The organism is Rhodococcus sp. PSBB066, assembly GCF_017068255.1.
GTDB lineage: Bacteria > Actinomycetota > Actinomycetes > Mycobacteriales > Mycobacteriaceae > Rhodococcus > Rhodococcus aetherivorans.
The window spans coordinates 5,782,088-5,794,486 of record NZ_CP070859.1 but is presented as its reverse complement, the minus strand read 5'-3'; the positions used below and the strand labels follow the sequence as shown (position 1 = coordinate 5,794,486).

The 12,399-nt window shown below is 66.1% G+C and carries 11 protein-coding genes; 8 read left to right on the top strand and 3 right to left on the bottom strand.

The window, feature by feature from the left end; all coding sequences use genetic code 11:
• The first annotated feature begins 11 nt into the window (after nucleotides 1-11).
• Together JYA75_RS26420 and JYA75_RS26415 are read left to right on the top strand one after the other, a co-directional pair.
• A complete protein-coding gene (locus tag JYA75_RS26420; protein WP_185713816.1) occupies nucleotides 12-1,535 on the top strand; it encodes an AMP-binding protein in 1,524 nt (507 codons plus the stop codon).
• Between the two features lie 4 nt (nucleotides 1,536-1,539).
• The gene (locus tag JYA75_RS26415) at nucleotides 1,540-2,283 is read left to right on the top strand and encodes an SDR family NAD(P)-dependent oxidoreductase (RefSeq protein ID WP_006936333.1); all 744 of its coding nucleotides are present in this window, start codon (nucleotides 1,540-1,542) and stop codon (nucleotides 2,281-2,283) included.
• Between the two features lie 128 nt (nucleotides 2,284-2,411).
• Here JYA75_RS26415 and JYA75_RS26410 read toward each other — a convergent pair whose 3' ends face one another.
• The 3 genes from JYA75_RS26410 to JYA75_RS26400 all read right to left on the bottom strand — a co-directional run bounded on the left by JYA75_RS26410 (nucleotide 2,412) and on the right by JYA75_RS26400 (nucleotide 6,874).
• Complete coding sequence (locus JYA75_RS26410) at nucleotides 2,412-3,773, bottom strand: MFS transporter (protein ID WP_029541610.1); 1,362 nt, start codon at nucleotides 3,771-3,773, stop codon at nucleotides 2,412-2,414.
• 84 nt (nucleotides 3,774-3,857) lie between these two features.
• Entirely contained in the window at nucleotides 3,858-5,999 is a 2,142-nt protein-coding gene (locus JYA75_RS26405) for a molybdopterin-dependent oxidoreductase (RefSeq protein WP_102799947.1), read from the bottom strand.
• The gene (locus JYA75_RS26400) at nucleotides 5,996-6,874 is read right to left on the bottom strand and encodes a glucose 1-dehydrogenase (RefSeq protein WP_050034663.1); all 879 of its coding nucleotides are present in this window, start codon (nucleotides 6,872-6,874) and stop codon (nucleotides 5,996-5,998) included. The genes JYA75_RS26405 and JYA75_RS26400 overlap by 4 nt, the downstream gene beginning before the upstream one ends.
• 96 nt (nucleotides 6,875-6,970) lie before the next feature.
• Here JYA75_RS26400 and JYA75_RS26395 point away from each other — a divergent pair, with 96 nt between their 5' ends.
• The 6 genes from JYA75_RS26395 to JYA75_RS26370 all read left to right on the top strand — a co-directional run bounded on the left by JYA75_RS26395 (nucleotide 6,971) and on the right by JYA75_RS26370 (nucleotide 12,393).
• Nucleotides 6,971-7,786 (top strand): enoyl-CoA hydratase-related protein, encoded by an 816-nt coding sequence (locus JYA75_RS26395; protein WP_006936325.1) that lies wholly within the window; start codon nucleotides 6,971-6,973, stop codon nucleotides 7,784-7,786.
• Between the two features lie 48 nt (nucleotides 7,787-7,834).
• Nucleotides 7,835-8,872: an LLM class F420-dependent oxidoreductase gene (locus JYA75_RS26390; protein ID WP_050034664.1), complete on the top strand. Its 1,038-nt coding sequence runs from the start codon at nucleotides 7,835-7,837 to the stop codon at nucleotides 8,870-8,872.
• Entirely contained in the window at nucleotides 8,869-10,356 is a 1,488-nt protein-coding gene (locus JYA75_RS26385) for an acetyl-CoA acetyltransferase (RefSeq protein ID WP_006936321.1), read from the top strand. Before JYA75_RS26390 ends, JYA75_RS26385 begins: the two co-directional genes overlap by 4 nt.
• 77 nt (nucleotides 10,357-10,433) lie before the next feature.
• The gene (locus JYA75_RS26380; RefSeq protein WP_029541620.1) at nucleotides 10,434-10,751 is read left to right on the top strand and encodes a hypothetical protein; all 318 of its coding nucleotides are present in this window, start codon (nucleotides 10,434-10,436) and stop codon (nucleotides 10,749-10,751) included.
• Nucleotides 10,748-11,203, top strand: a complete 456-nt coding sequence (locus JYA75_RS26375; protein WP_006936317.1) for a zinc ribbon domain-containing protein — start codon at nucleotides 10,748-10,750, stop codon at nucleotides 11,201-11,203. The genes JYA75_RS26380 and JYA75_RS26375 overlap by 4 nt, the downstream gene beginning before the upstream one ends.
• Complete coding sequence (locus tag JYA75_RS26370; protein ID WP_006936315.1) at nucleotides 11,200-12,393, top strand: hypothetical protein; 1,194 nt, start codon at nucleotides 11,200-11,202, stop codon at nucleotides 12,391-12,393. The genes JYA75_RS26375 and JYA75_RS26370 overlap by 4 nt, the downstream gene beginning before the upstream one ends.
• Nucleotides 12,394-12,399: the final 6 nt, after the last annotated feature.

The following is a 12,399-nucleotide window of genomic DNA, read 5'->3' as shown; positions in this document are numbered from 1 at the left end:
TGGAGGGCTACATGAGCGGCACCGTTGTAGACGCTTTGACCTACTGGTCTCGGTCGAAGCCGGATCTGCCCGCGATCGATTTCGACGGCGATGTCGTCAGCTACGCAGAGCTGTCGAGCTGGGCAGACGGTGTTGCGCACGACCTCGCCTCCCGTGGCGTCGCGCCGGGTGATCGAGTGGGCTTCCTCGGTGCCAACAGCCTGGAATGGGCCGTGGCCTCGCTCGGCGCCATGAAGGTCGGCGCCATCGCCGTGGGTTTCAACCAGCGCATGCTCACCGGCGAGCTCACCACCCTCGTCGACGACTGTGAACCCTCCGTGGTCTACTGCGAAGAGGCACTGCTGCCGCGACTCGAAGAGGTCCAGCAGGCACGCAACACCTTCTCGGTCGCCGTGTTCGAGAAGGATGTGCGCCCGCTGCGCGGCCGCGAACACGCGAAGTACCGCTCGCCGGTCGTCGATCTCGACACTCCCACTGCCATCGTGTTCACCAGCGGCACCACCGGGAAGCCGAAGGGTGTGATCTTCACGCACGCCACGATTGCCGGTGAGATGCACGAGTGGTCGCTGATGGAACCGATTCAGCCGAACGGTCTGCGCCCGGTACTGGTGCTTCCGCTGTTCACCGCCGCCGGCATCGTCTGGGGCATCTCGCGTGTCGTGCTGCACGGCGGAACCTTGTTCCTGCAGCCGGGATTCGACCCGTCGTCGGCGCTGCGCATCCTCTCCGAGGACAAGGCCAACACCCTGACCGGGCCCCCGATTCTCTTCGAACAGATCGCGAAGGTGCCCGGATTTGCCGACACGGATCTGAGCCACATGATCACCGCACACGTCGGCGGTGCCCGCGTGCCTGTCGACCTGCTGCACAAGTGGCAGGCCCAAGGGGTGTCCCTGAGGCAGATCTACGGTCAGACCGAGATCGGCGGATCGGCCACCGCAATGCCGCGGGACGAAGCCGCGGAACACCCCGACAAGTGCGGGTGGGGCGGCATCTTCACGAAGATCCGGGTGGTCGACCCCGAAGGAAACGACCTCCCGCCCAACGAAACCGGTCAGATCCTGCTGCGCGGACCGGGCATGATGCCGGGATACTGGCGCAACGAGGAGGCCACCCGTGCGACTCTGATCGACGGCTGGCTCCAGACCGGCGACCTCGGCAAGCTCGACGAGAACGGCTACCTCACGTACGTCGACCGCCTCAAGGACATGATCATCTCCGGTGGCCTGAACATCTCGCCCGCCGAGATCGAGACCGTCATCAACCAGATCCCAGGGGTCGAGGAGGTCGCGGTGATCAGCGTCCCCGACGCCAAGTTCGGCGAGACCCCGGCAGCGCTGGTCAGGACGAGCGCGCAGATGAAGGAATCCGAGGTCGTCGCCTTCTGCAACGAGCGCCTCGCCGACTACAAGGTGCCGCGCTACGTCGTCTTCATGGACGAGCCGCTGCCCCGGATGCCCAGCGGGAAGATCGCGAAGCGCCAGTTGCGCGACGCCTTCGCGGATGTGCCCGACAACTACGAGAAGGTCCGGTAATCCAGTGGTGAACCCGCAGAAAGTTGCTGTCGTTACCGGCGGGGGGCGCGGCATCGGCGCGGCCATCTCGCAGCGGCTCGCCGCCGATGGATTCGCCGTCGCGGTCAACTATTCACGTAGTGCGCGCGATGCCGAGGACGTAGTCGCGAAGATCGTCGCGGACGGCGGACAGGCCGTGGCAATCCGGGCCGACATCTCGAAAGCCGCCGACGCGGAACGGCTCATCGCCGACACGACGGCCCGACTGGGTGCTCCCACCGTGCTCGTCAACAATGCGGGCATGAACAAGGCCGGTGCGGCCCGTAAGCAGTCCCCCGACGAGTTCGACGAAGTCATCGCGGTCAATCTCAACGGCGCGTTCTACTGTACACACTTCGCATTGCCCGCAATGTACGACGCAGGTTGGGGCCGTGTGGTGTTCGTGAACAGCCCGTCGGGCGGGCGCCGGCCGTCGCCCGGCATGAGTGCCTATTCCGCAGCCAAGGCCGGTCTCGTAGCCATGACCAAGACGATGGCGGTGGAGGTGGCCCGTCGCGGCATCACGGTCAACTCTGTGATGCCCGGCTTCGTCGCCACGGACATCGTGTCGTCGGGAGGCGAAGCCGGCGTGGAGGCCCTGACCAGGCACTGGCCGTCGATTCCGCCCGAGTCGATCGCCTCGACGGTGTCGTTCCTGGTGAGCGACAACGCCGCCGACGTCTCCGGTGAGGAGATCGGTGTGTGGCGGGGTGGTCCGGTCGGCGTCTGAGATGCGACCACGATGCGACCCGTGCCGATTCGATCGGCACGGGTCGCATCGTTGTTGCGTGCCCCCTGCACCCGTGCGCGTTTCTGGTAGCTCTCGCTACCAGAAACGCGCACGGTGTTGGGTAGGTGTTACACCGACACCGGGGCTCGGTCGTCGTCCTGCTTCAGGACGGACGACGACCGGGTACGGGACAGGACGGTTGCTGCGAAACCGAGCAGCGAGACGACGCAGACCAGGAGGCTGAGCCACACCGTCGTGTCGTCGAACGCCAAGGCGACTGCGATGACCGGGACGATTGCCGCGCCGAGCGCGTTGCCGGCCTCACGACCGAGACCGAGGCCACTGTAGGCGTGCTGCGTGTGGAACAACTCGATGACGTACGCGCCCATCGGACCGAAGATGGCGGCGACTCCGACCCCGTTGCCCAGTGCCATGACCACCCAGTACAGCAACGGAGGAGTTGCTGCCCCCGACAGGAGTGAAATGCCCACCCACGCGAATACGGCGCTGTAGAGGAAGCCGAACATGATCACAGGCTGTCGTCCGACACGATCCGACAGTGCTCCGAAGAGCGGGATCAGAACGGTATTCGTGAGTTGCGCAGCGATCAGACCGACCAGTACTTCGGTTCTACCGAAACCGAGCTGGTTGGTGCCGAAGGTGCCCATGAACACGATGTAGAAGTAGCCGATACCGGTCTGTCCGATGGTCATCACAAGGACGGTCAGAAGGGCGCGCGGCTGCTGTCGGATCACATCGAGAATGGGACTCTTCGACAGGGCGTCGGATTCCTTGATCTCGCGGAACGCGGGCGTCTCGGGCAGGGCACGACGGAGCCACAGGCCGTAGGCGAGGATCACGACGCTGAGCAGGAACGGAATGCGCCAGCCCCACGCGAGGAAGGCCTCTTGGGACATCAGGGCGGACACCAGGAGGAGCGACAAGGTTCCGAGCACGCCACCGAGTGCCGCGCCCATGCCGGGGAGGGAGCCGAGCAACCCACGCTTCTTCTCGGGTGCGAACTCGACGGCGACGAGGGCGGCACCGCCGTACTCACCGCTGGCCCCGATACCCTGGAGAATGCGCAGGAAGACCAGCAGAGCCGGTGCAGCCCATCCGATCTGCGCGTAACTGGGCAGAAGCCCGACGAGGAGGGTTGCCCCTCCCATCAGCAGCATCGTGAAGACCAGGATCTTCTTGCGTCCGATGCGGTCACCGAGGCTGCCGAGAATCACGCCACCTACCGGGCGGACGAGGAAGCCGACCGCGAACGTGGCGACCGCCTGTAGTGTTCCCAGGAACGGGCTCGAGCCGGTGAAGAACACGCTGGCGAAGACAATCGACGCCGCCGAGGCGTAGAGGCTGAAGTCGTAGTACTCGAGCAGGGTTCCTACGAAGGCGGCACGGCTTGCGCGTCGTGAGTCCGCGCGGGAGGGCCCGGAGGTCGTGTTCGGGGGAGGGCCTGCAGCCGCGGTCGTACGTTCGGTCATGCGAAACCTCGATGTGAGTGATGGGCGATCTGCCCGAATGATGCAGTGACGGAAACCACATTAAGCTATAGGCATTAGATTTGTCTATCGGGGTCCGTTGTGCCCGCGCCGTGTGACATCGACGTTGATGCCGGTGAGGTGCGACTGATTGCTGAGGACGTCGTATCCGTCTTTCCCGATGGGGGAGAGTCTGTTCACGTTCGCACCGGGCTGGCGCCGCGCCACCTCGAGGCTGCGAGCGGAGCTCTGACCCCATCCGTGTGTCATCGCGACTACGCCCGGCTTGAGGGCCTCGTCGTATGCCAGTACCGCGTCGACCGACCCGTAACGGTTGTGGACGGTGACGTCGTCACCGGCGACCAGTCCGCGCCGCTCCGCGTCGGCCGGGTTCATCCACAGGGGATTATTCTGGTGCACTCCTTGTTTCAGTACCGGAAGGTTGTGCAGCCAGCTGTTCACCATGTACAGGGTGCGGCGTGTGATGAGCTTGAGCTGGTCGGCACTCTCGGTGGACAACTCCTCGAGAATGTCCTCGGCGGTGCGGTATGCGCGCCGGAAAACTGCCGGGCAGCAGTCGATCAGGCCGTCGTCGTGCTGCACTGCGATGGTGAACACGTGCGACGGGTCCGCCTCGGGCAACACCGCGGTCTGGCAAGGCATTTCCTTCAGCCGCTCGATACTCAGGCCCGAGTCGCGCATGGCGGCATCCGCGTTGGCGAGGGGGTCGGGATCGGGACTGTCGAGCAGCGTCTCCACGCCCATCTCCTGCTGGATTCGTGACAGGATCCACCAGTCGTCGCGCCGGTCGCCCCTCGGCGGTACCACCGCGGGGGTGTACTGCACGTAGGGCTCCATCGCGACGCCCATCGTGTTCAGGAAGTTGAGGTCCTCGTGTTCGAGCCAATCCGTGGCGGGGAGAACGTAATCCGCCATCTCGCCGGTGACCGTGCGGTACAGGTCGATCGTCACGATCAGTTCCAGGTCTTTCAGGGCGCGGCGCAGGCGCTCTTCTCCGCCTACCGACAACAGCGGGTTACCGGAGATGACGATCAACGCTCTGATCGGATCATCCCGAGTCTCGATGTACTCCGACAGCATTGCTGCGGGCAGATCCCCACTGACAGTGCGGACCTCGCCCACGCTGTTATGGAAGAACGGATTCTCGCGCTTGCGCTTCGAATTCTGCACGACGTCGGTCATGCCGCGGGAGTAGATGTTGCCGCCTCGGCGGCCGAGGTTGCCGGTGAAGAGACTGATCATGTTGAGCATCCAGTACGCCAGCGTGCCCTGGCGTCCCTGGTTCACGCCGGTCGCCATGTAGATGCTGGCGGTGGGGGCGGTGCAGAAGTCCTCGGCGACCTTCCTGATGACGTCGGCCTCGATGCCGGTCGCCGCCGTTACTCGCTCGACGGGATACGCCCGGAGGAAATCGAGCAGCCCGTCGATGTTGCGTGCATGCTTCTCCACCGCGGTGCGGTCGTACCCGATCCGGAACACGATCTCGTGCAGGATCGCCGCGAGGAAGTAGAAGTCGGAATCGGGTTTGATCAGCAGCACGTCACCGGTGTCCGGTCCCGACGACTCGATCCGCCGCGGGTTGACGAACAGGACGGTCCCTCCGCGCTGCTTGACCGCCTTGATCTTGGCCATCGGGTTCGAGATGTGCATGAGGGTCATGTGCGAGACGAGGGGGTTGCTGCCGAGACACAGGAAATAGTCGGTGTGCAGCAGATCCGGGATCGGATGCGCCATCGACGCCCCGTAGATCGCCTCGCTTGCAGCGTATTTTGCAGAGGTATCCTGGGTGCCGGCGCTGAAACGCATCCTGGTGTCGAAACCACGCGCGAGTGCCGCCGCGTTGGCGTAGTAGGTGCCGTTGAACGCCGACGGGTTGCCTTGGTAGACGGCGAGCGCGTTGCGCCCGTACCGCCGGCGGATGTCCCCGAGCTTGTCGGCGATCTCGCGTACCGCATCGTCCCAGTCGATCGGTACGAAGTCGCCGACCTCCTCGTGGCGAGGATTCGTGCGCTTGAGCGGGCGGTCGAGGCGGTTCGGATCGTCGTGGACCTGGAGGAAGTGCACACCCTTGTGGCAGGCGAATCCCTGGTGGATCGGGTGATCCTTGTCCGGCTGCAGTGAGACTACCTGGTCGTCCCGGACGTCTGCGACGAGACCGCACCCCGGTTCGCAGATGCGGCAGAACGTGTGGACCCGGCGCGTCGTCACCTGGTCAACCGCCCACGGCGGCTGCGCAAGTCGATGCCGCCCACGGCGGCTGCGCGAGTCGATGCCGCCTGCGCCTCGTCCCGATAGTTGGACGGCCACTTCTTGCCCAGGGTCAGTCCCCCGTCGACTCCGAGGGCCTGGCCCGTGACGAACTCGGAGTCGTCCGAGGCGAGGAACGCCGCGGCGTGCGCAAGGTCCTCGGGTTCGCCGGCTCGCGGGATGGGCTGGAACGTCGTCAGGCTGCCCCGTACGGCGTCGACGCTGCGGTCGAGTGCTTCGTCCTCGAGTCCCGCACCGTGGCCGACGATGCGGGTGGCGACTCCTCCGGGGATCAGTGCATTGACGCGGATCCGGAATTCGGCCAGCTCCACGGCCGCGGTCCGGGTCAGTTGGAGCACGGCGGCCTTCGCGGCGCTGTAGGGATGCGGTCCGAATCCGGTGCGCACGCCCGCGACGCTCGAGACGTTGACGATGCTGCCGGAGCCCTGGTCGCGCATCACGCGCGCGGCATGCTTGGTTCCGAGGAACACGCTGCGTGCGAGCACGGCGAACCCGTCTTCCCATTCCTCGAGGGAGGTGTCCTCGAGGAATGTCCAGGCACCGACGCGGCCCGCGTTGTTGACCATGCAGTCGAGCCGTCCGAACCGGTCGACCGCCAGCGCGACGGCGGCCTCGACCTCGGATTCGGTGCGTACATCGGTGTGCAGGTAGGCACCGCGGGGACCGAGGGCGGCAGCAACGGTCTCCCCGCGAGCGTCGTCGATATCCGCGACGATCACACGCGCCCCGCGCTCGACGAACACGTGAGCAGTGGCTGCGCCGATTCCGCTCGCGGCTCCCGTCACCACGGCAACCTTGCCGTCGAGGTTCGTCATGGTGGACTCCTTCGGTTGTGCTCGCCGGTTCCTCGAGCTTTAATCTAAAGCCATTAGTCTTCTTCTGTCGAATCCTTCGTCCCTGGGGAGAGCCATATGTCCGATGCGACACCGATCCTGACCGAGCGGCCGCGGCCGGGCATTCTCCTGATTCGCCTCAATCGCCCGGACGAGCTCAATGCCATGAACGTCGACCTCATCGACGCGCTGCACGAGGTGCTCGCCGAGGTGCGGGACGATTCGACCACCCGCGCGATTGTGCTCACCGGTGAAGGACGTGCCTTCTGCGCAGGTCTGGATCTGCGCGGATACGGAATCCCGCAGGGTGCGACCGAGGGGGAGGGTCGCGCGCAACTCGGACTGCGGGTGCAGAAGCACATCGCGGGTCTCGTCGATGCATTCCGCGGTGCGCGGCCACCGATCATCGCGGCCGTCAACGGGGCCGCGGCGGGCGGCGGAATGTCGCTCGCCCTCATGTCCGACATACGCATCGTGTCCGAATCCGCGGTGTTCCATGCCGCGTTCATTCGCCGCGGCCTGTCCAACTGCGACATCGGAATGAGCTGGCTCCTGCCCCGCATGATCGGCTTCTCCCGGGCTGCGCAGATCATGCTCACCGGCAGGTCCATCGACGCCGCCGAAGCCGAACGGATCGGGCTCGTCTCGTCCGTCGAACCCGCCGACAAGCTGCTCGACGTCGCGCTGGACACCGCCGGGGCCATCGCGCAGAACAGCCCGTTCGGCGTCTGGATGACCAAGGAAGTGATGTGGTCGAACCTGGAGGCGCCCAGCATGCGCGCTGCAATCGACCTCGAGAACCGTACGCAGATCCTCAGCTCGTTGACGCGCGATCACAAGGAAGCCGTCGTCTCGTTCCTCGAGAAGCGGCCGCCGGCGTTCCAGAATCACTGACCGGCACCGATTGATCCGACGACACACCGAAGAGGCAGTGAAAGCAGCATGAGAGTTGGAATCGCCGCAGGGTATTGGGGTTCGGGCCCGCCGCGCAATGTCGAACGGATGCTCGCCGAGGCCGAAGCGCTCGGGGTCGACAGCTTCTGGACCGCCGAGACCTACGGGTCCGACGCGCTGACACCTCTCGCGTGGTGGGGTGCGCAGACGTCGAGGATCAAGCTGGGGACGTCGGTGTGCCAGATGTCGGCGCGCACACCGACGGCGCTGGCGATGGCCGCGCAGACCCTCGATCACCTCAGCGGTGGTCGCGTGATCATCGGCATCGGCGCGTCCGGGCCGCAGGTCGTCGAGGGCTGGTACGGGCAGCCCTACCCGCGACCTCTCGAACGCACCCGCGAGTACATCGAGATCATGCGGCAGGTGTGGGCGCGTGAGGAGCCGGTGACCTACTCGGGACGGCACTACCAGCTGCCGCTCCAGGGCGGCTCCGGACTGGGGAAGCCGCTCAAGTCGATCGTCCACCCCCTGCGTGACGACGTCCCCGTCTACATGGGCGCCGAGGGCCCGAAGAACGTGGCGCTCGCCGCCGAGATCGCCGACGGCTGGACGCCGCTGTGGTTCTCGCCCAAGAGCGACGAGTTCTACCGCACGGCACTCGCCGAAGGCTTTTCGCGTGAGGGAGCGCGCCGCACCGCCGATGACTTCGAGGTTGCGAACGTGTGCTGGCTCCTCGAGAACGACGACGTGGAGAAGGCCGCCGCCCGGCTCAAGCCGACGGTCGCGCTCTACGCCGGCGGTATGGGGGCCAAGGGTGCCAACTTCCACAACGACGTGTTCGCCCGCATGGGGTGGGGCGAGGTGTGCGCCGAGATCCAGGAGCTGTACCTGAGCGGGCGGCCCGAGCTCGCCGCACAGGCCGTGCCCACCGAGATGGTCGAGGACGTCGCCCTGGTCGGTCCCGCGGACAAGATCATCGAAGAGATCGAAACCAAGTGGAAGTCCACGTGCCTGACCACCCTCATCCTCGGTGGGTGGCCGAAGCCGGAGAACCGCGAGCGCATTCTGGAGGCAGTGCAGTCGTGACCCTCGATCCGAGAACCCCGATCCTGGTCGGCACCGGCCAGGTCGACGAACGCGGCGGCGGCGTGGAGCCCGTCGATCTCATGGTGCGCGCGGCGCGCGAGGCCGCTGCCGATGCCGGGTCCGCGCGCCTGCTCGAACTGGTCGACTCCGTCCGCGTGGTCGGGCTCCTGTCCTGGCGTTACCGCGACCCGGGCGCACTCGTCGGCGAGCGCATCGGCGCGACCGTACGGCACACCGGTTACTCCGGAAACGGTGGGAGCACGCCGCAGGTGCTGGTCAACGGTGCCGCCGAGGACATCGCCGCTGGCCGCGCCGACGTCGTGCTCATCGGTGGCGCCGAATCCTGGCGGACCCGCATGAAGCTGCGGGCGCAGAAGCAGCGACCCGAGTGGAGCGTGCAGGACGAGTCGGTGCCCGCCGCCGAGATCATGGTCACCGATGTGCCGATGGCGGACGAGAGCGAACGCCGGATCGGTCTGGACCGGCCCTCGTACGTCTATCCGCTGTTCGAGCAGGCGCTGCGGGTCTCGGCGGGACGCTCCCTCGAGGAGCACCGCGAGTTCATCGGGGGCCTGTGGTCGCGGTTCAGCAAGATCGCGGCAACGAACCCGAATGCGTGGGTGCAACGGGAGTACACCGCGGCGGAGATCGCGACACCGTCGCCCGAGAACCGGATGATCTCCACGCCCTACACCAAGCTGCTGAACTCGAACAACATGGTCGATCAGGGCGCGGTGCTGCTGATGTGCTCGGTCGAGACGGCCGCCCGGCTCGGTATCCCGCGGGAGAACTGGGTCTTTCCGCAGTCCGGCACCGAATCGCACGATACGTATGCGATCGCCGAACGGGGTGCCCTCGACGGGTCACCGGCGATTCGCATTGCGGGGGCGCGGGCTCTCGAGCTCGCGGGTATCGGGCTGGACGATGTCGCGCACGTCGATGTGTACTCGTGTTTTCCGTCGGCGGTACAGGTTGCGGCGAACGAGCTGGGGTTGGCGCTGGATGATCCGGGTCGGCCGCTGACCGTGACCGGTGGTCTGACGTTCGGGGGTGGCCCGTGGAACAACTACGTGAGCCATTCGATCGCGACCATGGCGAAACGGGTGCGTGAGTCCCCGGGTTCGTACGGTCTGGTGACCGCCAACAGCGGCTATCTCACGAAGCACGCCATGGGCGTGTACCGGACGGAACCTCCCGCCGGAGGATTCCGGCGGCTGGACGTGCAGGCCGAGGTGGCGGGGCAGCCCACGACCGCCGCGCTCATGTCCTACGCGGGCACGGCGTCGGCGGAGTCGTGGACCGTGGTGTACGGCCGCGACGGTTCGCCGGAGCGTGGTTTCCTCGCGGCACGCACTGCCGCAGGGGAGCGAACCCTCGCGGCGACCACGGACGCCGAGGATCTCGCGCGCCTCACGGAGGGCGATGTTGCAGGTCAGCACGTTTCGATCACGGAGGACGGGCAGTTCCACTTCGCGCGACGTTGACGGCATTTATCTAACGACATAAGGTTATTGCACTGACGGACACGACAGGCTCGTGTCACGAATCGAGGAGTTCACAGATGTCTGTCGAAGACTTTCGTGCACTGTACGAACAGCATGTCGGCTACGTTGTCGCCGGAAACATGAAGGCCGCTCTCGCCGACATGGTGCGAGAGAACATTCCGCAGGTCTTCGACGGAATCGACACCCCCCGCGAGGCCACGAAAGGCTTCGAGATCAAGGACGTGCGCGCCGAGGGCGACCGGATGGTGGGCGAGACCGTCTACGACATGGGCGACCGTTCGATCGGGCTGCGCTCCATCTGGGAGCTCCACGACGGACGCTGGCTCGCGGCGAAGCTCGAGAACTTCCCCGCCGGAACGGAGGCGAACGCATGACCGCAACAGAACTCGCGACCGAACCCTGGGGACCCGCGCCGGACGGACTCGATCAGCCGTACTGGGACGGTCTCCTTGCCGGTGAGCTGCGCCTTCAGCGCTGCAGCGATTGCCGCACGTGGATCTGGGGGCCGCAGGCCATTTGCGGTCACTGCCACAGCTTCGACCTCGGATGGGAAACCGTCGAGCCGGCCGGCACCGTCTACAGCTGGAATCGCAGCTGGTACCCGTACATGGACGAATATGCCGAGCGGTTGCCGTACGTGACGGTGCTCGTCGAACTGCCGCACGCCGGTGGCCGACGGGTGCTGGGCATTCTCGCAGACGACATCGACGCGAACCCCGAGATCGGCGACCGGGTCGTCGGAGTCTTCGAGCGGACCGAGGGCGCCGCCTGGCCGTTGCTGCGTTGGCGCCGGGCCGATTCGATCGTAGAGGGAGAAATGCGATGAGCGCCAACATCATGCGCGGCGCGACGGCCGTCGTCGGCGTCGCCGAACAGCATTACAAGCGCGGCGAAGCCCCGCACAGCGAGAAGCGCATGACTCTCGAGGTCATCCTCCGGGCGTGTGCCGACGCGGGCATCAACCCCCGCGAGATCGACGGCTTCGTCTCCTACGCGGGCGGCGCCAACGACGGCGCCATCATCGGCGGCGCACTGCTGATCGACGAACTGCGTTGGTCGAACATGATGTGGGGTGGGGGCGGCGGCAGCGTCGCAGCGGCCATCACGAATGCGGCCACTGCGATCGCCACCGGTCAAGCCGAGTGTGTTGTGGTCTATCGCGCGATGACGCAGGCGGATACGGGTCGGCTCGGATACGCGAAGTACCACTACGGCAGTCACTTCCTCGCGCACGGCATCGGCTCGCCCGCGCAGATCTGCGCGATGCGCACCCAGCGGATGCTCGAGCACGGCGGGGTGCCGCGGTCGGCCATGCGATCCCTGGTCCTCGCGTCGTACCAGCACGCGCAGAGCAACCCGACGGCGCAGGGTTACGGACGCCCACTCGACGAGGAGACCTACGAGGATTCGCGGTTGATCGCAGAGCCGTTCCACCTGTTCGACTGCTCCCGTGAAAGCGACGGTGCGGTCGCGCTGGTGCTCGTCTCGGCCGAGCGGGCGAAGACCTTGCGTCCCGACCCGGCGTATCTACTGGCAGGCGCGCAAGGTGCACCGGGCGGATACTCGGAACTGATCGACAACGATCTCGGCGAGCAGTACATGACCGCCGGATTCGGCCCGGCCAACAACGGAAAACCCGGTGTCGCCGAAAGGCTTTGGTCTGCAGCCGGTCTCGGACCGGATGATGTCGACGTGGTCCAGGTCTACGAGAACTTCAGTGGTCCTGCTGTCGCGGCACTGATCGATCACGGCCTCTGTCCGCCGGGGGAAGCTGCCGGCACCTTCATGACCGTCGAGAACCTCACCGCGCCGAACGGCAAACTGCCCATCAACACCAGCGGCGGCAACCTCGCCGATTCGTTCATCAACGGTCTGAACCTCGCGGTCGAAGCGGTCCGGCAGATCCGCGGCACCTCGACCAACCCGGTGGAGGGCGCGAAGACCTCCCTGTTCATCGGCGGCCCGATGGCGCCGTTGGTGAGCTCGGTGCTGTTCGGCCACGAAGACACCCTCTGACCGCCA